Genomic DNA, 26,982 nt, shown 5'->3' on the forward strand with positions numbered 1-26,982 from the left:
CTAGGACTTGGATTGGATGAAAAGGTTCCTCATTTTTCAACCTTCGGAAAAAACTATGTCCGACGCTTCCAAGACACGACGATTTTTGAAGATATCTTCTACAAAATTCTGACCCAAGGCGTCGATGCTGGATTCGTGGACCCAGTGGTCCTGATTATCGATTCGACACACGTCAAAGCAAATGCGAATAAGCGGAAATATAAAAAGAAACATGTTCGTCGTGCAGCACGTTTTTATCAAGATGAACTGGAACAAGAAATCAATGATGATCGTGAGGCGCACGGATAAAAGCGTTTTACCCCCAAGAAGAAGGACGAGAATGATCGACGTTTGACGAAGGAGAGTACCACGGATTCTGAGTCAGGATATTACGTGAAGGGGGAGCGTGAAAAGCAATTCGCCTATTCCTTTCATACAGCATGTGATCGGAATGGTTTTGTCCTCGGGACAATTGTCACACCAGGTAATATTCACGATAGTATCATTTTAAATCCCTTGCTCGAGCTCATCATCCACCGTTTTACCGTCCCGTTTGCAGTCGTCGCAGACTCCGCCTATAAAACCGCCCCCATCGTACATTTACTTCTCAGACAGCGTATTTTGCCAGTCTTCCCCTACACTCGCCCCAAAGGGGTGAAAGGTATGTTCAAAACGAATGCCTTTTATAATGATGCGTATTACGACTGCTATCTCTGTGAAAATAATCAGCAGCTTGTCTATCGAACAACTACACGGGAAGGGAGACGGGAGTACGTATCAGATCCAAAAATCTGTGAAACTTGTCCATTTCTAGAACGGTGTACGAAAAGTCAGACGATGCAGAAAGTGATTCATCGGCATGTCTGGCAAGATGCAATCGACGAAGTCGAGCGCCTTCGCCACACACCGGTTAATAGGCAGCTGTATGCCCGACGAAAAGAGACAATCGAACGTGTCTTTGCGGACGCGAAAGAAAAGCATGGCATGCGTTGGACTCGCTACCGCGGGTTAAAAAAAGTAACGATGCAGACCATGCTCACTTTTGCTGCCCTGAACCTCAAAAAATTGGCCAATTGGTCATGGGATTCCAGTCGGAATCCTAATGGAGTGTCATATTTTTTACGCATACATAAGACAAACCCTCATTTCCAAGTGGATATGAGGGTTTGTCTACAGTCTGAAATGCCTGACACCCGTTCTTCGGATGTCAGGCATTTTACATGTTCTTTCGCAGAAATGGGTAAAAGAGTTAAAACGGACAACAGAGGTGAGACAGCATGACGCGACGGAAACTGATTGTATCCGGTATGACCGTAGTATTCGGCATGGTATTGATTCTCGGTTTTTTACTGTCAGGTGGATTCGTCTATCTTTATTTCTTTGCCATCCTGATCGGTTGTGCCTCGTTTTTGCGGGAACCGCTGTCCCGTGCAGAATGGTTGCAAGAAGGCATTGTCTTCATCCTCGTATGTTGTCTCATTTATGTCACCCAGCATTTTTTATTCTAATCAGTTGATCTGATAGGAATCGAGCAGTAAGTCCCGTGCTTCCGGCGTCAATTTAAAGCTGATTTTCCGCGTCCGGTCTTCAAGGTAGATATCCGTCTTTTTGACACGTCGATCGAGATAAATCCGATACTGTTGTGCTTGATCTCCGTTGAAGAGCGTCAAATAGGACCGCTCTGCGAGTTTTCCCTTTTTCTCCGCGACCTGACTTTGCTTGATCAATCCTGTCAACGTCTTCATTTCCTCGACGGATGTCATCAGGAATTCCTGCTCGCTCAATTCGTCATATGGCGTTTTTTGTGTGTAGTCGACCTTTGGAAACGGACGGTCATGAAAAACGGCATGGCGGGGGGACTCCGAACTGTCGTCGTCATCCGGTAGCAGCTTGATGCCTGGCGGTAGCTCGGACTCCTGTCTGACGGTCAACGTATAGCGCGACCGTTCTCCTGATGTCGTTGTTACCTGTAGCAATCCATACTCACCCCGACTGTTCGGTTCTGCCGGTGTAAAGCGTACCTTGACTGGTTTTTCCGCCTCGATAATCGGCGCTTCAAAAAGAAGATTGATCCCATCCGTCAGCAGGTGCGGACGAATCTGATGTCGGTCGTCCATGTACGTCTTATCAATAAATACGAAGTGCGGTATCCCGTGAGCAAACGGCGTCAATTCCATCACATTCGTGACGGTTGTTTCTTTCGTCTGATCATTCGTCGCCCGGATGACGAGGTATCCCGTCGTCGGAAGTGTCAACTGCATTTGCGACTTGCGAACGTGATCGACCAGATGGCTGTACAGTTGACGATTTTTCGGATCAATGGTCTTGATTTCGATCTTTTTCACCGGTTTCGTCAAGGCTGAAGTTGAAAACGAATTTTGTTTTTTCGTTAGCGAATGGAACGTCGGCAGATGCCGCATATCTTCACAATAAAGGTATGGTTGACCGTCCGACTCGATGTACGTCGCCCGCATGCCTTCGATGAACAGTCCGATGTTGACGAGCGAGACGTAATAATGGTCACCCACCGTATACTGTTTTGGTGGCTTGACCTTTTTCTGATGACAGACTTCTTGAATCAGGCTCCCCAGTTTCGGATCGGCACTTTTAAAGTCGCTGACGTTTAACGTATCGTAAAGGTCCGGTACATAGCTGAACTGAACCGGTTCCGGATCTTCAGCACAGCCACTTAAGAATACGAGGCAGAGGGCCAACACGAACCGTATGCGCATATCTCATTCCCCCTCAATCTGTTCCGCGAGCTGTGCAGCCAGCTCACCTGACAATTTTGTACCTTTTTTCGAGGTTGTGTCTTGCAGGTAGACATCTGTTTTCTGGGCACGCTTTTTTAAATACACGGTGAACGTTTGTGTTTTCCCCTTGTCGACGAGTGTAAAATACTGAAGCGACGGTTTATTTCCTTGCGGTTGCTCGAGGGTGACCTGTTTCAGTTCGTTCGCGAGGGCAAGTGATAATTCATCCGGCATGATCCCAATTTTGCGGATGTTGCCTTCTTGCAGGGACTCGATCGTCGGGTGGAGGAAACCTTTGATTCCGTCATTGCGTTCTTCATCATCCATTTCAAATAACTTCACCTTCTGATAGACCGGCTGATACCGTAAGGACAACGTTTTTTCTTCCATATCATCCAGGTCATTTTTTGCGCGTAACGTGACATACGGAATCGTTTGGTTCGCCGTAAGTGTCTCCGGTAAGGGATGATACGTCATGTCGACTTTTTCCTGATCATATGTCGTCATTACGATCCGGTCCTGCAGGTACCAACCGGGACTTTCGAAAGTAATCGAATGATATGTCGCATTTGCTCCGTTCCCGCTCGGACGCGTCGTCAAATAAAAGTCTGTCGTCTGGTTGATGAACGAAGTCGGGACATCGACGAGCACGTGCTCTTTGTTGTTCTCTGTCAGGATGACGAGTATTTGTCCTGCAATCGGCATATGTAAGTTATGGAAGGGTGCGAGACGACGGCTGAAATCACCCTCTGTTTTCGCTTCACGATTTTGATCCGCATGGCGTGTCCGTTGTTTTTCCGTCACCGGGAAAAATGTCGGCGTCTGCAAGGGCGTTTTGTCCGTTCCTTGTTCTACCTTCACCCACGGATGGTCTTTCGCTTCGACCGGATGAATTTTTAATTGATGCGTATCCCGCGACCGGCAGGCGAGGTACAGGTTTTCTTTTTCAGCGAGATAAAAGACCTCGGTTTGAGCTCCATACATTTCAAGCGTTTTTAAGGAAAAGTACATCTCATATGTATTAAGGATCCGGTAGGATGAGGGCAGTGCCGTCGTCTTTTTATTCTTGCACGTTTTTAACAATTGTTTTTTCTCTTTCGTCGATACATCGTCTACGAATTGATGATCGGTAAAACGTTCGACTGACCAGTACGCCGGTACGGACTCAAGCTTCAATAAACGTTCTTGACCGCACCCGGTCAAGACGAGACTGCAGGCCAGTCCTAATGCCAGTGACCATGATTTAATGACAATCCCTCCCCGTCGTTTTCTACTTATTTTACCATATATTTTTCCATATTTTATCTATTTTTCATTTCACTTTAACCTTAAGATGTTAATAATCTATCAGAACGGGTAATACTCAATCATCATGAATTTCACTACTACACGGGGGTTATTCAAATGGGTACATTCATTCAAGCAGTTGACGGAACTAAAATTTATGTCGAAGATGTCGGTTCAGGACAACCGGTCGTCATGTTACACGGATGGCCAGCGAATAACAACATGTTCGAATATCAAAAGAATGCCTTGCTCGACGCCGGCTACCGTTACATCGGAGTTGATTACCGCGGCTATGGCAAATCGGATGCTCCAGCCAGCGGATATGATTATGCAACGATGGCATCTGACATCGATCAAGTCATCACGCAGCTCGAACTGAAAGACGCAGCGTTACTCGGCTTTTCAATGGGGGGCGGGATTGCGTTACGCTATCTGCTCAACCACGGATCGAGCAAAATCTCGAAATTGATTCTTGCGGGTGCTGCAGCTCCGGTCTTCACGCAACGGGAAGGGTACCCGTACGGGATGACAAAAGACGAAGTCGATGACTTGATTGCCGATACGAGAAAAGACCGTCCGGCGATGCTTGAAGGATTCGGAAAAATCTTCTTTGAACAAGACCATTCAGAACCGCTGACACAATGGTTCCACAACTTAAGTGTCGCAGCCTCTTCTCACGGCACGATTTTATCGGCAATCGCCTTGCGCGACGAAGACTTACGGAATGAATTGCCGCAGATTGACGTCGAGACGTTAATCATTCATGGCAAAAAAGATAAAGTCTGTCCGTTTGAATTTGCGGAAGAGATGCAAAAAGGAATCCCGAACTCACGCATCGAACCATTTGAAGAGAGTGGGCACGGGACGGTACTCGATGAACGCGAAAAATTCAACGACACGTTACTTGCTTTCTTAAAATAATCAAAGACACGAAACAGCCATCGTAAGTATGCGATGGCTGTTAAAGCTGTAGCTAAACGGTTATGAAGCCTGAAAATGCTATATCGAGATGCGCTTTCCTGTCTCACCTCGTATTCAAAGCGGCAATCGTTCGCAGTTCTAAGCGATTCAAGACAGATTACGCTCTAAACCGTCTGCATATTTGGATTTATCTCACGGTATTCCCTAAAAAGCGTCACGTTTCGTTGACTCCTACGGGAAAAAGTGCGTTTTTAACGCACTTTCAGAGGCAGGCAAGACCCTGCTCGTTGTCCGTTAGGATCAAGGAGCAACGGCTTGCGCCTCGCCCGAGGAAAGTAACGAAAAAAGACGCTTGATTTCCTGATAGCACGTTGTCTACAGTCTGAAACAGCCATCGCAAGTATGTGATGGCTGTTTTTGTGTCTAGATTGAGGAATGAATACCTCTCTGTTTTAGGAGGTTCCACATGCAGACACCTTAGTGCACGTTCCGCCTTGAACCGAACACCCAGTTCATTCGAAATTCGAGTTCTTATGTTGTATAACTTTTGATGAACCGGCGATCGATCCATTGTTTCAAACGCCAGCTCAAATGATTCGTCTGATAGTGTCGTCCGTAAAGCAAGGTCCCTTGCTGATGTCCCATCGAAAGAATCGTCAAGTAACGCGCTTGCGGCCGGAACGTCCGCAAACGTTCCTGATTGATGAAACGAAGAAGGTTCTCATGCAAGACCGGTGCTTGCCGGACGGCGGTTACACCGTTCTTCGGTGTGTTCGGATATGCGGCGAGCGTCGCACAGTCGCCGACGGCAAACAGAGAAGGGTCCTCTAGCGACTGGAACGTCTCGTGGACGAGCAAAAATCCGCGGTCGTCACAATAGAGGCCGGATGCCTTGAACAGATCCAGTGCTGACGCGCCACCTAAAAACAGGACGGCATCCGCTTTGAATGATTGACCCGACTGGAGCCGGACGGTTTGCTCATCAAGAGAGAGGAACCGGTCGACGATGCGTGTCACGCCCAGCGTATCCAACCGGTCAAGGATGCTTGCTTCTGCCGGGTGTCCTGCGAGGAGCGGTTCATCATGGACGAGTGTGACCGAACAACCGTCCGATTGGAATGAGGCGGCCATCTCGATTGCAGCAGCACCGCTCCCGACGATGACGGGCGACGATGCCTCTTTAAACTGACGGAGCGCCTGATCGATTTGATAATTCGGCTTGATCGTGACGCGTGACGTCGCATCTGAGACATTCCAGTCATTCGAACCGATGTTACACGATACAACATCATAGGGAATGATTTGACCCGATTGACAGAAAACTTGTTTCGTTTGCGGATCGATTCGCGTGACACGGTCCTCCATCAATGTCTTTCCGTGAAGAGAACAGAGTGCTTTGACATCGACCCGGGTCTCCTCGAGTCGATACGTGCCGTCCGCAAGACCGGAGAACATTCCTGAATAATACTGGTAACGGGACGGGTTGATGACGATCCATTCAACATCCGGATGCGTTCCTTCCTTGATACATTCTAAATGGGCATGACCTGCCCCGACTAATACGATTCGTTTCAAACCTTCACCTACTTCTTTAAATTAACTGCTTCCGAAACTATGATTCCCTGAATCCGTCTGCGTTAATCTAATGAATGTCATAGGACAATCCGAAGCAAGCTCGCCACGAGACAAACGAGACAAAAAAACACTTGATCGTGACGCGTCACGACAGGACGGACATAATACGTCCGCTCGGCCTGAAACCGACGCGCTTCCATCGCAATCGCGATTTGTTCCGAACGGATGATACTGTTCGTAAAAAGCGGTAAACTGATGGCGAAAAACGTCTGCCATGGCCAAATCGAGTGCTGTTGCCGGACACGCCGTGCTTGACGGATTGTTCTTATTTCCTGCTGAAAGATCGGAATAAAACGAATCCCTGCTAAAAAGCCGTATGCGAGACGGTCCGGAAGGCGGCACTGATGAATCAGGCTCATGACGAACCGGGTTTGGTCGGTCGTCGCGATGAACGTCAAACTGAGGAAGACGAAGGCGAGCATCCGCAGTGCAATCAACCAGGCATGACCGATACTTTCTTCCGTGACGCGAAACCAACCGAATGACCAAACTTCCGTACTGCCTTTTCCGAAGGCTGCCATCATCCAAAATGTCAGCAAGAACAAGACGAGGTAGGGGGAGACCCGTTTGGCGAGCGTCAACAGTGACCAACCGGAGCAGCCCAATCCGACCGCAGCGAGTAAAAGTAAGGCTATCGTTTCGCGTAACGTCGGTGCCGCAATCAAGAGCACCATCACGTACAGGAGGGCACCGAGCTTGAGTGCCGGATTAATACGTGCGAGCGGGGAGTCGTTTTCCTGCACGACGTTTCACCTCCTCGAGTTGCTGATACAAATACGATAACGGACGAGAGAGTTGGTTATGCTCGAGTAACGTCTCGTCTTTAAACAAAGTGTCCGGTGTGCCGTCGAACTGAAGTCGCCCGTCACCAAGGACGAGGACCCGGTCGGCATACTGGTGGACCAGCTCCATGTCATGCGTCACCATGATCAGCGTCGTCCCGTTTAATCGCGCCTGCTCGAACATCTCGATGAGTTGACTTGTCGTCTCGGCATCTTGACCGAACGTCGGTTCATCGAGTAACAGGACGTCTTTTGGTTCTAACAACATCGTTGCGACGCTGAGCCGTCGCTTTTGACCCATGCTCAGGGCGAGGGGCGACTGACGGGCGACATGGGTTAACCGGTAGGATTGCAACGCCGTTTCAATCCGCTCCGGCGTCGGTGCATCCATGCTGATTACGAGCTCGTCTTCGACCGTCTGCTTGAGAAATTGGAGCTCTGGCTGTTGAAAGACGAATCCGACGTGTCGGTAATAGCTCCGACTTTTCCATGTCCGCAGTTCTTTTTCGAACAAGCGGACCGTACCGCCTTGCGCCGGAATCAATTTCGCCAGTGTTTCGAGCAACGTGCTTTTCCCGGCACCGTTCGATCCGACGACCATGATCCATTCTCCGGCGTGTGTTGCAAGCGACAGGTTATCGACAATCACTTGCTTACGGCGTCCTAACGCGGTGCGCGTCAGCGCGAACGTCGTGTCGTGCCGAACCGGAGGACGGTTGTTAGTCACTTTTCGTAACCGCCCCGCCTGGGAAGAAGCGGGGGGCACGGTTTCCAGTTCATACGGGTAGAGGAGCGGTGTTGCAATGCCGCGTCGTTCGAGTTCAGCGCGATGCTGACCGAAGACATCAAGCGGCGGACCATCACGTAAAATCGTTCCACCGTGATCGAAGACGAGCACCCGGTCACTGAACGTCACACAGCGGTCAAGCTGATGTTCAATCAGAACGAGCGTCAACGTCCGGTCGTGATGGAGTTCCTCAATCAGCTGCATCAAAACCCGATGTCCTGCCGGATCGAGTTGCGCCGTCGGTTCGTCAAGCAATAGAATATCCGGCTCAAGGGCTAGGACGCAGGCGAGGGCGAGTCGTTGTTTCATCCCTCCTGACAGTTGCATAATCGGTGTCGTCAGCGGCACATCAAGGCCGACACGTGCCAGTACGGCGTCAACCCGGTCATCCATCTGACTGCGGTCGACTGAGCGATTTTCAAGACTAAAGGCAACTTCCGCTCCGACGGTCTGCATGCAGAACTGGTCGTCCGGATTTTGAAAAAGGATTCCGACCGTCCCATTCGTTTTGCAGTGGCCGCTGACATCGGCTTCGATCGCGTCAGGTAATAAACCGGCGAGAACATGTAAAAACGTCGTTTTCCCACTGCCGCTCGGTCCGACGAGCAACGTCGTTTCCCCTTCGTGTAGCGTCACCGTCACCTTGTGCAGGACGTTGTCATGTTGCCCCGGATAGCGGACAGACAAGTCGTTACAATGAATCATGCTGCATCCGGCTTCCGCCGCTTACGCCCGATCGCATAACCGTTCAACGTCCCTGTCTTGACGAGCGCATCGACGATGACTTTCGCAAGTAATCCACCGAGCAATGCACCGCTGACGAGTTGAAGGGAAAACGTCAACAGAAGTGTCGTCGTCGTATAGTAGGCGAAACCATTGACGACAAGACTATAGACCATACTACCGATTGCGGCGAACATTCCGGATAGAACTAACGTCATTGTGTTGAACTTCCGGTATCCGAAGAGGGCAAAAGCGATTTCGGCACCGATTCCTTGAGCGAAACCAATCAATAAGGCCGATAATCCGAAGTGACTCCCCGTGAATAATTCGACAGCCGCGGCGACGACTTCTGCAATCAGTGCTGCCCCGGGCTTTTGAATGATGTAGGCGACAAGCGGACTCGCGATGACCCAAATCCCGAACATCCAGTTCGATCCGACCGGTCCGAAGATCGCGGAAATCGGTAACCACAATGTCGACCACCCTAAGTAGAGTACCCCGCAAGCAACCGACAACATCATCATGACAATGATTTCTTTCATTTTCCAACTGTTCATGTTCCTATCTCCCTTTGGCACAACCACCAGACAAACAAAAAGACCGCCCTCTATGAAAGAGAGCGGTCGCTGAATCTGCAAACATGCAGAAAAATTGAACGAATTACCGCTCCACTTTCCTACGCTAGTATGAACTAGATCAGGTTCAAAGGGTCCGAAGTGAATCGTCTCAGCCAATGGGCTCCCCTAGTGGATGTGCATATAGTGTGTACGCTATTTACTGTACCGACTCTACCGACAGTTGTCAATACAGATAAAAACCCTCCGCGAGGGGAGGGTAAGAAAAATTATTCTTTTTCTTCCGTTTGTTCTTCAGTAGAAACTTCTTCTGTCGCTTCAGCTGGTTCTTCAGCATCTGCTTCTTCGAGATCCGCTTCAAGTGTCGATTCGACGACGGCAACGACTTGAATGTCACCTTCCGTAACGATACGGTATTCTTTTTCTTCCGGCAAATCCGAAACCGATAGAGAATCACCGAGGTTAAGATTTGTCACATCGACTTCGACGCGTTCCGGTAATTTATCTGGTGTAGCTGCAACTGTTACTTTAAAGAGTGTTTGTGAAAGATATCCACCAAGTTTTGCACCAGCCGCTTCGCCGACGAGGACGATATCTGTTTCGACTTCTGTTTCTTCATCCATTTTAACAGCGATGAATTCAACGTGCTTGATTGTTGGTGTGAAGATATCCATATCGAGTTTGTTGATCAGTGTGTTGACTTTTTTACCACCGATTTGAAGTGCAACAAGTGCATTCTCACCATGTTCGCGAACGACTTTGATCAATGCTTTTTCGTCAAAGGCAATCGGTGTACTTTCCACTTTGTAACCATACACGACACCAAGAGCTTTTCCTTCATGACGTAATTGCTTTCTAAGTGAGCGTGGGCGTACTTCGCGTTCTTCTACTTTTAATGTTACTGACATGTTCATTTCCCCCTTGAATTTGGTATAGCCCTCAAAAGGTAATGAAGAAAGGAGTGGAACGAATCGTTCCGGATCAAGACGGTGCATCGAATGCTATTTCAAATTGATTTCATAAAAATGAAGATCGAAGTGAGTGGTTAGCATTTCTCTCCCAGGTCATTACGCTGATATTGAGAAACATGTGGTTGTAAAAGCAACTCGCTGATGCGGTGCTATGATAGTTATACCCCCGTAACATTAAAAGCTAAACATCAACCGGCGAAAAAACGATAGCCAGAAACCTGTTCTCCCTAGAGCAGCAACGGTTTACATCCTATTAAGAAATCGGTGCCTTTCCTCTTATTCAAGCAATTGAACCATCTCATCGACCGATAACGCAAGTGACGCCGGTTGTTCAAGTATGTCCGTCACGAGTGTCGCTTTCCGTTCCTGCAGCTCGATGATTTTTTCTTCGATCGTGCCTTTCGTGATTAATTTAATGACTTCGACCGTCTGTGTTTGTCCCATCCGGTGTGCCCGGTCAGCCGCTTGCTGTTCGACAGCCGGATTCCACCAACTGTCATATAAGATGACAGTATCCGCCGTCGCCAGGTTCAGTCCGGTGCCGCCCGCCTTCAGTGAAATCAAAAACAGATCGACTTCGCCTGCATTAAAACGGTCGCAGCGTTCGAGACGCTCCGCAATCGGTGTATCCCCGCGCAGTTCGAAATGAGGGAGGTGCAACTCATGCAGGTCGTTCCGAATCAAATCGAGCATTTTTGTAAACTGTGAAAAAATTAAGATCCGTTTGTCTGCTGCCCGTTTTTCTTGAATCAAGGCGAGCAACCGGTCCCGTTTCGCCGACCGGCCGCGGTAGTTTTCGACGAACAACCGGGGGTCGCAACAGATTTGCCGGAGCCGGGTCAATCCGGCGAGTAACTTCATCCGTTCTTCCGGTTTTGACTGATCGAGATGCTGTAACGTCTCGAGCTGTAACTTTGCCAAGTGGGCGGCATAGAGTTTTTTCTGTGCCGCCGTCAGTTCCGTGTACTGATGGACGACTTGTTTCGCCGGCAACTGTTGCAAAACATCTTTTTTCGTCCGGCGCAGCAAAAACGGTTCGACGAATTGTTGGACGTCCCGTGCTGACCAGTCGAGAAACCGTTGCCGGTCCGGCAAGAGTGCCGGGAAGACGACGTCAAAGATTGACCAGAGATCAAGCGTCTTGTTTTCGAGCGGCGTCCCCGTCAAGGCAAACCGCCGCGTCGCCCACAGTTGTTTTAAGCTGACCGTCGTCTGCGACCGTGGATTCTTCAGATGTTGTGCTTCATCAAAAAAGATACAATCGTAATGGATCGTTTGATGATTTTTGATGTCGAGCCGGAGCGACGGGTAGGAGATGATGAGAATGACGTCGTCCGGCAAGTCTTCGAGCTGTCGTAAGCGCGACGCACGACTCCCGCTGAGCACACGGACGGTGCGTGTCGGAGCAAAGCGGTGCAGCTCTGCTGCCCAATTGTAGAGGAGTGACGCCGGGGCGACGATCAAGACACGTGCACTCGGGAGCGTTTCGATATAACCGATGGCTTGGATCGTTTTGCCGAGTCCCATCTCGTCCGCTAAGATGCCATGACAGTCGTGTGCCGCAAGACTCTTGAAGAAGCGGACGCCGTCTTGCTGATACGGCAAAAGTTGTGTCGCGAGCGGTTCCGGTAACGCCAGTCGCTCTGTTTTTCCGGCTTTCATCTCGAGCAATCGTTCCTTCAGTTGACTGTGGACCGTCAAGAAGGCAGCCGGGGTCAACAGGGCCAAGTTCGGCACGGCAGGAACGGTCAATTCCGCTTCAAGTAACGTCTGTTCCGTCGCTTCGACTTCCTGTAACAGCCGTTTGATTTGCGTGAAGGCACGGTCTTCAAGCGACAGCAATTGTCCCGAACGTAAACGGTGGTACGTCTTTTGCGTCACGAGTGACGCGAGGACCGCCGACAGTTCTTGTTCTGAAATCCCGTCCATCGAAAACTTGAACGTCAACCAATCGAGTCGCTTCGTCACGTTGACTTCAATTTTCGGATGGAATGGACCGGGGAGCAATGCCGTTTTGATGCTCGCCGTCGCGTATAACTCGAGTTGACCGAGGGCAACCATCGGGTCAAGTAAACCTTTTAAGACAACGTAGTGATTACTTTCTCCTTCTACTACATAACGGGCTTGATCCGCGCAGAGTCCTGTCGCTTCCAAATAACGCGTCACCGCCCGCTCCGTCGACAAGTCACGCCCGATCCAGCGTGTCGGAGTCAACGGGTTGACGGTTTTGCCGTCGTAATCAAACGTGACGACGACTTCCAGGCGGGTATTGATCCGGTCGAGAGCCAGTTTGACGCGAGGGGATCCGCTGACGAGTCGGCCCCGGACAGCGGCGCTCATCCAGATGTCCGCCCGTTCCCGTAACCAGTCGCGGTCGTTCAGTAAACGGTCGAAGTAGGGCAGGGACAAGAGATAACTGCGCTGTGTCGTCAGGCTTTCGAGTGCAATCCCGCCGTCGCGGACGTCAAACCGGAGCTGCGCTTTATTTTCGCGTGTCAATGTCGCAAGATAGGTTGCAGCTGCGGCATCTTCAATTGTCGGTTGCGCTGAAAACGGTGTGATGGCCGGACGATTCGGTCCGGGCGTCCCGTAGGCTTGAATTTGTTGTAAGGCTAACAGCACTGCGACGATATGCCCACAAAACGAGGCATCCATGGCGAGCGAGGGACAGTTGCATCCGGCGTCAACACCCGTTTCCCGGAGATGAACGTGGACGTGAAAACGTGTTTCACCGGCAACTTCCGCCTCGACGAAGAGGTCACCCGGTGTGTAGTTGTGTAAGGTCACTTTTTTTGCCGTCACATACCGTTTTCCGCGGCGAAAGGCATAGGTATCTGACATTTGTTTGATTTTTCGTTCACTTAATCCAAAATTCATCTGTGGTCTCCTTTACTATAAAGTTACTATAAGGTGACATAATACTATTATCGTTCACCATCAAATAATTCAATCGCCCGTTTTTTCTCCTGATCGCCGATATGGGCATAGACTTGAGTCGTCGCGACGGACTCGTGCCCAAGGAGTTGCTGAATCGTCAAGACATCGACGCCACCTGTCGCGAGACGCGTCGCAAACGTATGCCGTAACTTGTGTGGTGTGATTTGTTTCCGTTCCAAAAACGGTAAGACCGGTCGTAACCGATCGGTATGCCGCTTTAATATATGTTGGACCGCCCGCGGGCTGAGCGGTTTCCCTTGTTTTTCGAATACAGCATCTTTCCCACGCATCGACAACTGATAATGGGCGGCGTACTTTCTGAGGGCGACGCGTGCCGGTTGCGCAAGTGGGATGACCCGCTCCTTGTTGCCTTTACCAATCACGCGAATCGTTCCTTCATGAAAATCGAGATCGTTCCACGTCAATTGTGTCATCTCGCTGAGACGCATCCCGCTATAGCCGAGCAACTGGAATAACGTCACATCACGGACGCGGTCACGCTCATAATGCGCCGCCTCCCGCGGATTCATTTCAATGTTCGACGGCAACAATTGAATCAATTCATCCCATTCACGTTTCGTTAAGTAGACCGGATCGCGTTTCGCTTGTTTCGGACGGTTGATTTTTGCGACCGGGTTTTCCGACAGGACGCCGATGTCGATCAAATGGCGAAATAACGATTGTAACGCCGACAACTTCCGGTTGATGACGCTCGGCGCATTGCCCTTCGTCAAGGCTAAGTATTCGGCGTAAGCCGCAATTCCCGCACCGTCAATCTCAAGAAATGCCTCTTGCGTGATATCAATCGCCCGGACATCCTGCCCTGACGCGGCAGCGACAAAACTAAAAAACGAATCAAAGTCATACACATACCGACGCATTGTTGCTTTTGAGAAGTTTTTTGAAGCTAAGTGGTCGATGTAATCGCGAATAAATTCCGGCATTCGGTGATAGCCTGGTAGATCAACGGTATGGGCCGGAATTTGGACGGTTTTAACGGTTTTTCCTAGATTTTTAAATAAACTCATCAGTCTATTCCCCCTCTGACCTTACTATACCAAACGTTGGTAGACGGTACACTAGTTTGCGTGAAATAGTTATTTCACGCAATGTTAAATTGTCAGACAGGGAGCCCTCAGTTGCATCGACTTTCCGACTAACGGGTGACTGGTCAACTCGATGCAAATCAACGAAAGGTGTATTTTCTTATGTCAAACAGAACAATAATTGTATTATGTCACCTTGATAGAATGAATTCAGAAAAATATTCTTGAAAACCAATTTCGCTCTCAGTTGCATCGAACATGACTTCGACAGGTGGTTGGTCGTCTCATTTTCGTACAGATCGTTTTTCGTTTTTTCTCGGAATTGTTGCAAACTTTTAGAAACACGGCTTAACCGAAAGTGATTCGGGTATAGACAAGAAGATTGACTCAATTACGTATAGGGGGAGAAATGAATGATTTCTGATCAACAAGCACGCCAATTACTAAAAGAAGCGAAACGGATTGCCGTCGTCGGGATTTCAAGTGATTCCGGGAAAACTGCGAACTGGATCGCCGATTATCTTGTGCAGCACGGGTACGAGGTCGTTCCCGTCAATCCGACGCTTGACGAATGGAACGGATTAAAAGTTTATCCGACGGTCGATAGCATCCCGGGTCATATCGATATCGTCGACGTGTTCCGTCGCTCCGAGTTTTTAGCGGACGCTGCAAAAGAAGCGGTTGCCCATGGCGACGTCGGGATGATTTGGAACCAGCTCGGTCTGTCGAGCGTCGAAGCGGAAAGTTTAGCGCTCGGGGCAGGAATCCCGTATATCGAAAATCGATGCATCAAAATCGAACACCAATACTTATGATTTCGAGTCAAATCAAGACACTTACTCAAACGCGAGTGAGTGTCTTTTTTACGTTCCCCCTTGTCAGATAGCAAGAAGATGCCTACAATTAGATACAGACTACTAGAAAAACGAACGAATGTTTGGAAAATCGGCGTTTTTCTATATGAGGTGAAAACTATGGCGACAGATTTAAACAATTATAATGACGATGCCATCCAGGTGCTCGAAGGACTCGAAGCTGTCCGGAAGCGCCCAGGTATGTATATCGGATCGACCGATCATCGTGGACTCCACCACTTGGTGTATGAGATCGTCGATAACGCAATCGATGAAGCCCTTGCCGGGTTCGGGGAACAGATCGATGTCACGATCCATAAAGATAACGCCATCACGGTCCGTGACCACGGGCGCGGGATGCCGACGGGAATGCACGCGTCGGGGAAACCGACGGCAGAAGTCATCTTCACCGTTCTCCACGCCGGCGGAAAATTCGGTCAAGGCGGTTATAAGACGTCTGGTGGATTGCATGGTGTCGGTGCCTCCGTCGTCAATGCCTTATCCACAGACTTGAAGGTGACGATTTATCGTGACGGAAAACAGTTCGAGCAAACGTTTGAAAATGGCGGAATGCCTAAAACGACGTTACTTGAGACGGGAGCGACGCGTCAAAAAGGAACGGCTGTCTATTTTAAGCCGGATGCGAAAATTTTCAGTACCTTGACATACAACTACGAAACGCTCGCTGAACGTCTTCGTGAATCCGCTTTCCTCTTAAAAGGCTTGAAAATCACCTTGACGGATGAACGGTCCGACAAAGCAGATGTCTTCCAATACGAAGAAGGGGTCAGCGAGTTCGTCGGTTATTTGAACGACGATAAAGATGTCCTGCATCCGACGGTCGCGTTTGAAGGCGTCGAAAACGAAATCGAAGTCGATATCGCGTTCCAATTCACGGACGCCTACTCGGAAAACGTCCTGTCGTTCGTCAATAACGTCCGGACGCGTGACGGCGGAACCCATGAAGTCGGTTCGAAAACGGCAATGACCCGCGTTATGAACGAATATGCCCGTAAAAATAGTTTATTAAAAGAAAAAGATAAAAATCTCGACGGCAATGATATCCGGGAAGGCTTGACGATGATCGTCTCGATTCGGATTCCGGAAGAATTCCTCCAGTTCGAAGGACAAACGAAGTCAAAACTCGGTTCTCCTGAAGCACGGACGAGTTGTGACGCCGTCATCAGCCGCCGTCTGTCGACGTACCTCGAAGAAAACCCGCAAACGGCGACTTTGCTCATTAAAAAAGCCATTCGTGCGGCACAAGCTCGCGAAGCAGCCCGCAAAGCCCGGGAAGAAGCGCGCAACGGCAAGAAAAAGAAACGTTCCAGCATCTTAAACGGGAAATTGACACCGGCCGCTTCAAAAAACGCCGACAAAAATGAATTGTTCCTCGTCGAGGGAGATTCTGCCGGCGGTTCTGCGAAACAAGGACGGAACCGGACGTTCCAAGCGATTTTACCGTTACGCGGGAAAGTCCTCAATACGGAAAAAGCGAAACTCGCCGACATCATGAAGAATGAAGAAATCAACATGATCATCCATGCGATCGGAGCCGGGGTCGGGGCAGATTTCGACCTGTCCGACTGTAATTTCGACAAGGTCATCATCATGACCGATGCCGATACCGATGGCGCCCACATTCAAGTCCTCCTGCTGACGTTCTTCTTCCGGTACATGCGTCCGTTGATTGACGCCGGGAAAGTCTTCGTCGCTTTACCGCCGCTGTATCGTGTCTCGAAAGGTAAGGGAAAAACGGAGAAGTTTGAGTATGTCTGGGATGAAGACACACTGGCGAAAACAACAAAAAAGTATGGTAAAGGCTATATGATCCAACGCTACAAAGGACTTGGTGAGATGAATGCTCCTCAACTTTGGGAAACGACGATGGATCCTGAGACCCGGACATTGATTCGCGTCACGATCGACGACGCCGCCGTTGCTGAAAAACGTGTTTCCGTCTTGATGGGCGATAACGTCGGCCACCGCCGGTCATGGATTGAAGATAACGTCGCGTTCGGACTCGCGGAAGACATCTCAATCATTGAAAACGAACACGTGACGAAAGCGAGTGTGACAAAGCATGTCTAATTTACAAAACATCTTAAATTTATCGCTCGAACAGGTCGTCGGTGACCGGTTCGGACGTTATTCGAAATACATCATTCAAGACCGGGCTTTACCGGATGCGCGCGACGGGCTCAAACCCGTCCAGCGGCGTATTCTCTATGCAATGCATACGGAAGGGAATCTGTATGACCGTGCGTACCGGAAGTCTGCCAAGACGGTCGGGGTCGTCATCGGCAATTACCACCCGCACGGCGACTCGTCTGTCTATGAGGCGATGGTCCGCTTGAGTCAGGAGTGGAAGTTACGGTACCCGCTCGTCGACATGCAAGGGAATAATGGATCGATCGACGGCGATAGCGCGGCCGCGATGCGGTATACGGAAGCGCGTCTCTCGAAAGTCTCAAGCTTGATTCTAGACGGCATCAATAAACAGACGGTCGACTATACACTCAACTTCGATGATACGACGGAAGAACCACTCGTTTTACCGTCGTTGTTACCGAACTTGTTGATGAACGGCTCGACCGGGATTTCTGCCGGATACGCGACAGAGATTCCTCCGCACCACGCGGGCGAAGTCCTCGACGCGGCAATCGGTCGCATCTCAGGCACGGTCAATGACGTCAACGACCTGCTGACACACATGCAAGGACCTGATTTCCCGACTGGTGGCGTCGTGCAAGGGCTCGACGGGATCAAAAAAGCGTTCGAAACAGGACGCGGGAAAGTCATCATCCGGTCGCGGGCGACAATCGAGACACTCCGCGGGGGACGTCAGCAAATCGTCATCACGGAACTGCCGTACGAAGTCAACAAAGCAAATCTCGTCAAACGGATGGAAGAATTACGCCTCGACCGTAAAGTCGAAGGAGTGGCTGAAGTCCGCGATGAAACGGACCGCGACGGACTGCGTGTCGTCATCGAACTGAAAAAAGAGGCAGATGCAGAGGGGATTTTACATTTTTACCTCAAACAAACCGACCTCCAAGTCGCCTATAACTACAATATGGTCGCCATCCATGAGCGGACACCGCGTCAAATGGGTGTGCTCGCCTTACTGGATGCTTATTTAAGCCACGTCAAGGAAGTCGTCATCCGCCGGACAACGTTTGATCTCGATCAAGCGAAACGCCGCCAGGAAGTCGTCTCTGCCTTAATGACTGCGATTTCCGTCCTCGATGAGACACTCCGTCTGATTCGGGCTGCGACGAACAAAGCGGAAGCAAAAGAGAATCTGATTGAACGCTTCGCCTTCTCGGACCGCCAAGCAGAAGCTGTCGTCATGCTCCAACTGTATCGCCTGACAAATACGGACATCGTCGAATTGCAGGAAGAGGCTGAAAAACTCGAGAAGGAAGTCACGCGTCTCGAGAAAATCTTGAACGATGAGAAGACGCGGAACCGCCTCATCATTAAAGAATTGAGCATCTTAAAGGATCAAGTCGCGGATGAACGCCGTTCAACCGTCGAAGCCGAAGTCGAAGAACTGAAGCTGAAGACGGAAGTCATGATCGCCGTCGAAGAAACGATGGTCTTCATGTCGAAAAACGGCTACATCAAACGCTCGTCGCTCCGTTCATTCGGTGCCTCGAACGACCTCCCGGAGATGAAGGAACAAGATCGTCTGCTCTATCAAGGGCAAGCGATGACGACCGATCACGTCATCGTCTGGACGATACGCGGTAATTACTTATTGATTCCGGTCCATCAGCTCCCAGATACGAAATGGAAGGATGGCGGACAACACGTCGCCAATCTCGTACCACTCGAACCGGGTGACCGTGTCCTCTCGATCGATCTCGTCCGGACGTTCGACGAAACGTCACATTGTCTGTTCGTCACTCGCCAAGGAATGGTCAAACGATCGAAACTGAGCGATTACAATGCCCAGCGGAAGTCGAAACCATTGCAAGGCGTCCGCTTAAAAGCAGATGACGAGGTCCTCTATGCTGCGGTCTCGACTGGCGAGAAACAATTGTTCCTCGCAACGCAAAACGGCTTTGGTCTGTGGTTCACGGAAGACGATGTGCCGGTCGTCGGCGTTCGGGCAGCAGGTGTCAAAGCCATCAACCTGAAGGATGATGATGTCGTCGCAGGGGCGATTGCCTTTATGCAAGCACCGAATATCGTCTTACTGACACAGCGGGGTGCCTTGAAGAAGATGCGCCTTTCGGATCAGTTCCAAATCACGAATCGTGCCTTACGTGGTCAGCAATTGTTGCGTGATTTAAAATCAAAACCGCATCAGGTAGCGGCGTTACTTGATGTCACGAATCAAAAAGAACTCCTTTTAATCGGAAAAGAGCAGGCAAAATCGATTCAAATCGGTTCCTTGTCTTATCTCGATCGGTTATCGAATGGTTCGTTTGCGTATGATGAAGAAAAATTCGGTCCACTCGTTGACTGGTATACCGTTTGACGGTCAGACGTCCCTCACGATGAAGCGTGGGGGACGTCTTTTTTTCTGTCTTTTTGTAGGAAATGTCGTCTTTTTAATCATTTTTTTAGATTATTTCCACAAATTATCGGTGAATCTTTAGTTTACAAATTGAAAGAGTGACCAATAACCGCTACAATAAAAGAAAATGGTCAGGTCAAGCATGTCACATCAGACGCGAAGCGGTTCGAAGCGTAGCTTATATGTATTTCTCAAGCAGCTACGGATCCGTCCTTAGCTGCTTTTGTGCCATCTGCCTAACTGGAGAGGTGATGAAGATGAAATTCAGACGACGCGAAAAAGTAGCAATCTATATCACACGGGAACAACCAGAGGGATGGGAACTACTTGTTTTTCATCCACAATCAGCTCCAGATAGTGACTGGCAGATTCCTGCCGGGACGATTGAAGACGCAGAAATCGCCAAGGAAGCAGCCGTCCGCGAGACGTTGGAAGAAAGTGGTCTATCACTTGCGACCGTTCAATACGTTGGCGAAGAAGAGATGCGTTACCCAGAGCGGATGCGGGTCCATTACACGTATTTCTATCATGCCCATATCGAATGCCAAGAAAACAGATGGACGCATTGTGTTGCGGGTGACGGTCAAGATTGCGGTGATTTTTTCCATTTCGCCTGGTTGCCGCTTGATCGCATCACACAGCTCGAACGCCGGCATCATATTTTTCTTGATCGGCTCATTCATCGGTTGGAACGTAATCAACCATATGATTGTCGCAAACACGGCTAATGTCGTGTTTTTTGTTTTGTCTCACTATATTGAGTTTACCTTACTTATGAGACAAGATTATTTAACTATTGATAATATATGTTATGTTAACTAGCAAAGAAAAATAATTTTTTTGCATGTCCCCCATAAAAAATAGTCAGTTTGCCCCTTTGTTTTTTACATCCAGCCCTGTTACTCTAAATACAGTAACAAATCACTTGTTACCTTTATGTCGGTAACATTACGGTTGTAACCGGATTATCAGTAACAAAGGAGGAATTTGATGCAAGCCGTCGCCATTTCATTTGACGTCAAAAACTCACGCACTTTTCCGCACAAAGAAGAATTATTGCAGACACTCCGGACGTTAGCGGAGCAATTAAATGATCAGTTTAAAGACGCACTCGTCCCATTTCAAATCAAGTCTGGAGACAGCTTACTCGGTGTTTTCCAAAGCTACCCAATCTGTTATCCTGTTTTACTCGAACTCGTTAATAGTCCGCTCGACGGTTATGTCGGAGTCGGATTTGGTCAATATGAAACGCTTTCGACGACAGAAGCCGACGAAGCGAACGGTAGCGCCATCATTTTTGCCTTCGAAGCGCAAGAGGCGGCCAAAAAATCAGACAATCAAATCGTTTTCGCCGGCCCCCCTTATTTCCCGGCTGCTTTACTAACAGGCTATGTCGATATGCTGTATCCCGCTTATTTTGGTAAAACAGATCGTCAAGTCGAGCTCCATACACTGATGGACCGATTCCCGGACGCAACGTATGAAGAAATCGGACTAAAAATGGGTTTTCAAGAAAAAGATGCCCGAATTAACGTCGCGAAACTTGTTGCCCGCTCGCAACGTAAACAACGGAAGCAACTCGAAACGGCTTTTATACAAGCGCTCGAGCAACTCCAAGTCTGGGAGGCGATTGGATGAATTTACTGTTGAGCCTTCTGATTGCCCATCTCATTGCCGATTTCTCGCTGCAAGGTAAACGGATCGCGGAGCACAAGCACCGGAAGCTTCGCCCCCTGCTCGTCCACCTCGGGATACATAGCCTCTGTACAGCGGCTGTCTTAAGTTATTTTTACCTGACCGGACAAATCGAGCTCGTAAGTGCCCTGTATCTCTTCAGTGCGATTATCGGATCACACGCCGTCATTGACCGCTCGCAACTTAAGCGGATCATCAAACCGGCACCGGCTTTTTGGATTGATCAACTGTTACATATCGGCATCATCATTGGTCTGATTGCGGTGATGTTCCCGATCAGTTGGCCAAGTGCCATCACCCTCTCCTTCCAAGTGCTTTGGATCATCATGTGGAGCCTGGTTGCGACGGAACTGGTCGGACGGGGCATCGCCCCCTTGCTGCTACCGTTCGCTCCCCGATTGATTGAATCCCATTTCGAGCGGAAAGTGACTCGTAAGGAACAATTGAACGGGATCAGCCGTTCCGTCACCCACGAGGTTGAGGATTCGGCCCGCAGTTACACGACAGAGATTAATGGCGTTGGTCGCTATATCGGTCTCGTCGAGCGGGCAATCATCGTTATTCTCGTCGCCGTCAATGCGGTTGGTGCAATCGGCTTCATCATCGCTCTCAAAGCATTGGCGCGGTTCAAGCAGTTTGAAGACCGCCGTTTTGCGGAATATTATATCATCGGCAGTTTACTTAGTATTTTGAGCGCACTCCTCTGCGGAATCGCCATTCGCTTCGTATTATAGAACGAGAAAGAAAGTGAGGTGAGACGGCTTCCTGGCTTTACCAGAAAGACCGTCGAACAAAAATGAAAACGATTGGATTAGTCAGACACCACCGGGTCACAGAAGGATATCCGACGAAAGGTTGGATTAGCGCTTCCGATATCGAAGCTTGGATTGAACGGTACGATAGCTCGGCGATCGATGTCAAACCGGTCGAACTCGGACAGACGGACTGGACGATCTGTTATGCGAGCAGTATGCCGCGGGCGATCCAGACAGCGGAGAGTGTCTATGAGGATGAGATCATCGTGACCGACCTTTTACGGGAAGTGCCGTTCCCGACAATCAATTCCCGGATTCGCCTCCCCTTCCTCGCCTGGGCGATCATCGGTCGGCTCGTCGCTCCGTTCAGCAAACGGATTCAGGCGCAGATTAAAGATGCCAACCAACGCATTGAAGTGTTGTTGAATCAATTGGCGTTCGAGAATAATGAACGCGTTCTCCTCGTCGGTCACGGCGGAATGATGTTATTGATGCGCACGGCACTGAAAAAACGTGGTTACACCGGCCCCCGCTTCCGTCACCCGCGCAACGGGATGCTCTATCAATTTGAAAAGAGTGAGGTTAGACGATGAAATGGGCTTCGACGATTCTGCTCGCCCTCGGTCTCATCATCATTTTCTATATGACGCGGGAAGACGAAGCGCTACGCACCGACCGTGCCGAAACGACGGTCTCGGTATACGGATTTGATGTCGGACAAGGTGACAGCACCTTCATCAGGACGAAGACGGACGCGATTTTGATTGATGGTGGCAACAATGGGAAAGGAGATGACGTTGTCCGCTACTTAAAAGCGCTTGGGGTGAGACGCATAACAGCCGTCATCGCGACCCACCCTGACGCCGATCACATCGGCGGACTCGACACCGTCCTTGAAGCATTTGATGTCGACCAAGTCTACGCCCCGCGTGTCAATCACACGACCGATACCTATCGTGACTTTTTGCTTGCTGTTAAAAATGAAGGGGTGACAATCAAAACGGCGAAAGCCGGCGTCGTCATTCCGAGTGAATCAGCCGATTTTGAGATCATCGCTCCTTTGACGGACGGGACCCGTGATTTAAACAGTTGGAGTGCCGTCCTGAAGATGACGCACGAGGAGAATACGTTCCTCTTCATGGGGGACGCGCCGACTCGGACGGAGCAACAATTACTAACAGCCGGAATTGACGTCAAGGCAGATGTCTTAAAGATTGGTCATCACGGTGCCGATACATCGTCGTCGATTCCATTTCTGCAAGCGGTCCACCCTGAACGTGCCTTAATTTCAGCGGGAGAAGGAAATGCCTACAACCATCCCCGGCCGATAGTCATGAATGCCTTAGCAGCAGAGAGCATCACAATCGACCGGACGGACCGGATGGGGACGATTGAATACACATCGGATGGGACGGCGATTACCGTCACAAGTCGCAAAGACTTCCGTCCGAACTAAGGAGGCATGACGATGAAGATGACGGTCACAGCTTTTGAGGAGGCATTCGCCTTGTGTGAGACGGAAGCACGGGAAACGATTCAACTCCCGCGAGAACGACTGCCGGTCGCAGCAGAAGTCGGCGATCGGCTGGAATGGCAAGGGCGCTCGATCCGGATTTTACGTACCGAGACGGTGGCGCGTCGCCAGGAAATCGACCAGTTGATGGATGAACTGTTTGAGGATTGACGCAGGAAGCAGACACAGCGTGTCTGCTTTTTTACGGATTAATGGAATTATTTAGAAGGAATATCGAGAATTACTGGCGGTTTTATCTGAATTTTCGTACACTTTAGTGAGAAGAAGAAAACAAGGGGGAATTATTTTATGTTTCAACAACTACGTACATCCTTAAAACAATCCGTCCTCGGGCAGGACCATGTCATCGATCATCTGTTGATCGGCATGCTCGTCGAAGGACATGTCTTACTGGAAGATCGACCGGGTACCGGCAAGACGACACTCGCTAAGGCATTGGCGCAGTCGCTCGATGCGAAGTTTTCCCGTGTCCAGTGTACAGCCGACACGCTACCGACCGATTTACTCGGAATGGAGTTGTTCAATCCGTTGACCGGCTCATTCGAACAACGATTCGGTCCTCTGTTCGCCAACATCGTCCTCGTCGATGAAATCAACCGGACGACCCCGCGCACCCAGTCAGCGCTCCTTGAAGCGATGGCGGAAGCACAAGTCACAATCGGTGACACGTCCTATACGTTACCGCAACACTTTTTTGTCATCGCGACACAAAACCCGTTCGATGGACAAGGAACGTTCCCGTTGCCTCAAGCTCAGCTCGATCGTTTTCTGTTCAAACTTTCGTTCACGCCGCTCGACCGGACTGCTGAAAAAGCACTTTTGCGGGGCGCGCATCTCGAGGCGATGGATCTTCATCTCCCACTCGAGCAATTGAACGCCTGGAAACAGGAAGTCGCAGCCGTAACCATCGAAGATACGGTCGAGGACTACCTCCTTGATGTATGTGACGCCCTACGAGCGCACCGTGACATCGAAATCGGTCCAAGTCCGCGGGCGACGCTCGCCTTGCTGAAAGCGGCAAAAGCACGCGCCTGGATGCATGAGCGGAATTACGTGACGCCGGAAGATATCAAGAGCTTGGCCACCCCCTTGCTCGCCCACCGTCTCGTCTTGACCCTTGAAGCGACGTTAAAGATGACGAATGAACGACTCGTCAAACAAACCCTTGAATCTTTGACTGTACCGACTGAGGTGTAACCATGCAATTGATTACACCTAAAGCATTCCATCCCATCTTCTTATTTCTAGTCGGGGTAAGTGGTGTCTTTTGCGCCCTATATGGTTCACTCGTCCTCGCCAGTCTATTCGTCGCCTATGTCCTCTACGGCTGGTATATGCCGAAGTGTCTCGAATACTTAGCTAATCAGATCGACGTCCGACTGGTCGAAACGACACGTGCCTTTCGTGACGATGAACTCGCCATCCCGTTTGCTTTAGAAAACCGGGCAAGGTTTCCGCTCGGTAAAGTCACTGTATCCGGCTTGCTCGGGGATCAGGTCCGAATCGATGGTGCAGGCAGTCAATTTTGGCGGCATCATCTGTTCGTCGGTAAAAATCAAATCGTTCCGTTCGAAATTGACGTCATCGCCGCACATCGCGGAACGATTCGGATTCAGTCGTTCGATGTGATGATTTCAGATCCGTTCCATACGATGACGGTCTACTTGACATTACCGATTCAACAACTCGGGCATGTCTTCCCGGACTTCGCCCCTGCTTCCGTCGAATGGAACGAACGGCAAATCCCCGGTGAGACGGTTGATCGGTCGAGCCCGTTCACGGACCGATCGAGCTTTCATTCCGTCGTCCCTTATGCGGGAGACGCCAAGACAATTTACTGGTCAGCATATGCGAAGACGAGCGAACTCTATTCCTATCAATACGACCGTGTCCGGAATCATGATTATGCCGTCATCATCGACGGTCTGTCCGGTGACGGATTGTCCTTACGGAGTGACTTTGAAAAACTGCTGTCCCGTGGTGCGACAATCATCCGGGAACTTGAAAAACAAGGTGCCTCTTACAGTCTTTGGATTTCGATGGTCAATCGGGATGGTCAGTGGTATCATGTTCCGTCCGGAAAAGGAAAGGAACAGTTTTTACGGACGATGGAGTGTTTGGCGCGCCTGTCAGAGTACGACTTACCGCTTGAGCGCCGCTACTTCATGAAACGTCTCCAACGGGCCGTCCCGTCGACGACTGCCGCGATCCACCTCGGTCATCGGCAAAAGGAGGTGAGCGCATGATGTTGCTCTGGTGGTTACTCATCATCAGTCTCTTACAGACGATGGCACTCCCGTTGCTTGCCTTTGCGCTGCTTGCCGTCCTACCCGTTCGGAAAGTCCGGATTCTTCTGCAAGTGATTGCTGCGCTCGCCCTGTTTTATGTATCACCATTGATCAGCATCTTCTTATTGTTAGCGACTGCGATCGGTGCCTTCCTCGAGACGATCGAACTCGAGTACCGCTTTGCTTTGACGGGTGCTGTCTTCGTCGGGATTTGTTTCTTGTACCCCGGACTGACACCACCGCTCCTCGCCTATGTCTTGCTTGGTCTACTCGTCCTGACGCCATTCTTAAAGCGACATTTCGTCGAGTGGCGCCGGATTTTGACGAGCGTCACGCTCGCCTTCGGACTTAGCTTTTTGCTCGTTTTCCTTCTTCGCCTGATGAAGGAAGCATTGTTCGGATCCGTCGCAAATTTAATGCGCCCCGCCTTCGAGGCATTCGGTTCACTCTTTACGTGGACGATTCCGCTTTCGGAAAAGGTCGATGAAAAAACGCAGACTGGTGCAACCCTCGGCAACATGGAAGCGGTCGAACCCATCAAACAAGGGGCAATGAACGCCGCGACGATCCAGGTGTTTAATTATGCCGCCCTCGGACTGGCTCTCCTCGTCGTCGGACTGATGTTCTATTTCCTCCGCAAACGACGCGTCGTCACGGTGGAGCAGGACGAGATCGTCCGACCAACCGCCAAAAAGCGGACGAAGGCCGCGAAAAAGCACAGTCAGCATCCGTTGCTCCAACTCGCCTCGCAATTGGAGCAAGCCTTTCCACGCAAACGCGATGAGACGACATACGAATGGCTTGAGCGAATCACCTTCCCGGAAGTCGAACGCAATGCCCGCTTGATCGACGGAATCGAGTTTAGTCAAAGTGAACCCGCCTATGATTTACAAGTTTTCCGTCGTCAGGTTCGGGAACGTATTGAACAATAA

The 26,982-nt window shown here is 50.0% G+C and carries 23 protein-coding genes, 1 pseudogene and 1 riboswitch; of the genes and pseudogenes, 15 read left to right on the top strand and 9 right to left on the bottom strand.

Annotation, left to right across the window (positions count from 1 at the left end):
- Together A0126_RS19510 and A0126_RS07800 are read left to right on the top strand one after the other, a co-directional pair.
- Window positions 1-1,062 (top strand): annotated as a pseudogene (locus A0126_RS19510) (IS1182 family transposase); the annotation flags it as partial.
- Window positions 1,063-1,256: 194 nt separating this feature from the next.
- Window positions 1,257-1,487 carry a hypothetical protein gene (locus A0126_RS07800; RefSeq protein ID WP_029330173.1) on the top strand — a complete coding sequence of 77 codons (231 nt, stop codon included), beginning with the start codon at window positions 1,257-1,259 and terminating at the stop codon, window positions 1,485-1,487.
- Here A0126_RS07800 and A0126_RS07805 read toward each other — a convergent pair whose 3' ends face one another.
- Together A0126_RS07805 and A0126_RS07810 are read right to left on the bottom strand one after the other, a co-directional pair.
- Complete coding sequence (locus A0126_RS07805; protein WP_088837157.1) at window positions 1,488-2,711, bottom strand: hypothetical protein; 1,224 nt, start codon at window positions 2,709-2,711, stop codon at window positions 1,488-1,490.
- 3 nt (window positions 2,712-2,714) lie between these two features.
- A complete protein-coding gene (locus tag A0126_RS07810; RefSeq protein ID WP_088837158.1) occupies window positions 2,715-3,935 on the bottom strand; it encodes a hypothetical protein in 1,221 nt (406 codons plus the stop codon).
- Window positions 3,936-4,136: 201 nt separating this feature from the next.
- Here A0126_RS07810 and A0126_RS07815 point away from each other — a divergent pair, with 201 nt between their 5' ends.
- Window positions 4,137-4,940 carry an alpha/beta fold hydrolase gene (locus A0126_RS07815; protein WP_088837159.1) on the top strand — a complete coding sequence of 268 codons (804 nt, stop codon included), beginning with the start codon at window positions 4,137-4,139 and terminating at the stop codon, window positions 4,938-4,940.
- Window positions 4,941-5,471: 531 nt separating this feature from the next.
- Here A0126_RS07815 and A0126_RS07820 read toward each other — a convergent pair.
- The 7 genes from A0126_RS07820 to A0126_RS07850 form a co-directional block, all read right to left on the bottom strand.
- Window positions 5,472-6,515 (bottom strand): NAD(P)/FAD-dependent oxidoreductase, encoded by a 1,044-nt coding sequence (locus A0126_RS07820; RefSeq protein WP_088837160.1) that lies wholly within the window; start codon window positions 6,513-6,515, stop codon window positions 5,472-5,474.
- 77 nt (window positions 6,516-6,592) lie between these two features.
- Entirely contained in the window at window positions 6,593-7,318 is a 726-nt protein-coding gene (locus A0126_RS07825) for an energy-coupling factor transporter transmembrane component T family protein (protein ID WP_088837161.1), read from the bottom strand.
- Complete coding sequence (locus A0126_RS07830; RefSeq protein WP_239456894.1) at window positions 7,284-8,849, bottom strand: ABC transporter ATP-binding protein; 1,566 nt, start codon at window positions 8,847-8,849, stop codon at window positions 7,284-7,286. Before A0126_RS07830 ends, A0126_RS07825 begins: the two co-directional genes overlap by 35 nt.
- Window positions 8,846-9,424 (bottom strand): ECF transporter S component, encoded by a 579-nt coding sequence (locus tag A0126_RS07835; protein WP_088837162.1) that lies wholly within the window; start codon window positions 9,422-9,424, stop codon window positions 8,846-8,848. Before A0126_RS07835 ends, A0126_RS07830 begins: the two co-directional genes overlap by 4 nt.
- A gap of 99 nt (window positions 9,425-9,523) precedes the next feature.
- A riboswitch (TPP riboswitch) is annotated at window positions 9,524-9,622 on the bottom strand.
- Between the two features lie 89 nt (window positions 9,623-9,711).
- Window positions 9,712-10,350, bottom strand: coding sequence for a 50S ribosomal protein L25/general stress protein Ctc (locus A0126_RS07840; RefSeq protein WP_088837163.1), 639 nt, complete (start codon window positions 10,348-10,350; stop codon window positions 9,712-9,714).
- A 339-nt stretch (window positions 10,351-10,689) separates the two neighbouring features.
- Window positions 10,690-13,290 (bottom strand): DEAD/DEAH box helicase, encoded by a 2,601-nt coding sequence (locus A0126_RS07845; protein ID WP_088837164.1) that lies wholly within the window; start codon window positions 13,288-13,290, stop codon window positions 10,690-10,692.
- A 47-nt stretch (window positions 13,291-13,337) separates the two neighbouring features.
- Window positions 13,338-14,378, bottom strand: a complete 1,041-nt coding sequence (locus A0126_RS07850) for a tyrosine-type recombinase/integrase (protein ID WP_239456895.1) — start codon at window positions 14,376-14,378, stop codon at window positions 13,338-13,340.
- Between the two features lie 431 nt (window positions 14,379-14,809).
- On the opposite strand from A0126_RS07850, the gene A0126_RS07855 reads away from it, so the two are divergent.
- The 12 genes from A0126_RS07855 (at window position 14,810) to A0126_RS07910 (ending at window position 26,982) form a co-directional block, all read left to right on the top strand.
- Window positions 14,810-15,211, top strand: coding sequence for a CoA-binding protein (locus A0126_RS07855; RefSeq protein ID WP_088837166.1), 402 nt, complete (start codon window positions 14,810-14,812; stop codon window positions 15,209-15,211).
- Window positions 15,212-15,370: 159 nt separating this feature from the next.
- Window positions 15,371-17,341, top strand: coding sequence for a DNA topoisomerase IV subunit B (gene parE / locus A0126_RS07860; protein ID WP_088837167.1), 1,971 nt, complete (start codon window positions 15,371-15,373; stop codon window positions 17,339-17,341).
- Window positions 17,334-19,739, top strand: coding sequence for a DNA topoisomerase IV subunit A (gene parC / locus A0126_RS07865; protein WP_088837168.1), 2,406 nt, complete (start codon window positions 17,334-17,336; stop codon window positions 19,737-19,739). The genes parE and parC overlap by 8 nt, the downstream gene beginning before the upstream one ends.
- 296 nt (window positions 19,740-20,035) lie before the next feature.
- Window positions 20,036-20,506 carry an NUDIX domain-containing protein gene (locus tag A0126_RS07870; protein ID WP_235195152.1) on the top strand — a complete coding sequence of 157 codons (471 nt, stop codon included), beginning with the start codon at window positions 20,036-20,038 and terminating at the stop codon, window positions 20,504-20,506.
- A gap of 262 nt (window positions 20,507-20,768) precedes the next feature.
- Window positions 20,769-21,416: a hypothetical protein gene (locus A0126_RS07875; RefSeq protein ID WP_088837169.1), complete on the top strand. Its 648-nt coding sequence runs from the start codon at window positions 20,769-20,771 to the stop codon at window positions 21,414-21,416.
- Complete coding sequence (locus A0126_RS07880; RefSeq protein WP_088837170.1) at window positions 21,413-22,207, top strand: DUF3307 domain-containing protein; 795 nt, start codon at window positions 21,413-21,415, stop codon at window positions 22,205-22,207. Before A0126_RS07875 ends, A0126_RS07880 begins: the two co-directional genes overlap by 4 nt.
- Before the next feature lie 62 nt (window positions 22,208-22,269).
- Complete coding sequence (locus tag A0126_RS07885; RefSeq protein ID WP_029330219.1) at window positions 22,270-22,821, top strand: histidine phosphatase family protein; 552 nt, start codon at window positions 22,270-22,272, stop codon at window positions 22,819-22,821.
- The gene (locus A0126_RS07890) at window positions 22,818-23,684 is read left to right on the top strand and encodes a ComEC/Rec2 family competence protein (protein WP_088837171.1); all 867 of its coding nucleotides are present in this window, start codon (window positions 22,818-22,820) and stop codon (window positions 23,682-23,684) included. The genes A0126_RS07885 and A0126_RS07890 overlap by 4 nt, the downstream gene beginning before the upstream one ends.
- Window positions 23,685-23,696: 12 nt before the next feature.
- Entirely contained in the window at window positions 23,697-23,912 is a 216-nt protein-coding gene (locus tag A0126_RS07895; RefSeq protein WP_157898482.1) for a DUF3006 domain-containing protein, read from the top strand.
- A gap of 138 nt (window positions 23,913-24,050) precedes the next feature.
- Window positions 24,051-24,959, top strand: coding sequence for an AAA family ATPase (locus A0126_RS07900; RefSeq protein ID WP_088837173.1), 909 nt, complete (start codon window positions 24,051-24,053; stop codon window positions 24,957-24,959).
- A gap of 2 nt (window positions 24,960-24,961) precedes the next feature.
- The gene (locus tag A0126_RS07905) at window positions 24,962-26,008 is read left to right on the top strand and encodes a DUF58 domain-containing protein (RefSeq protein ID WP_088837174.1); all 1,047 of its coding nucleotides are present in this window, start codon (window positions 24,962-24,964) and stop codon (window positions 26,006-26,008) included.
- Window positions 26,005-26,982 carry a hypothetical protein gene (locus tag A0126_RS07910; protein ID WP_239456896.1) on the top strand — a complete coding sequence of 326 codons (978 nt, stop codon included), beginning with the start codon at window positions 26,005-26,007 and terminating at the stop codon, window positions 26,980-26,982. The genes A0126_RS07905 and A0126_RS07910 overlap by 4 nt, the downstream gene beginning before the upstream one ends.

The sequence above is a fragment of the Exiguobacterium sp. N4-1P genome, from assembly GCF_002214325.1.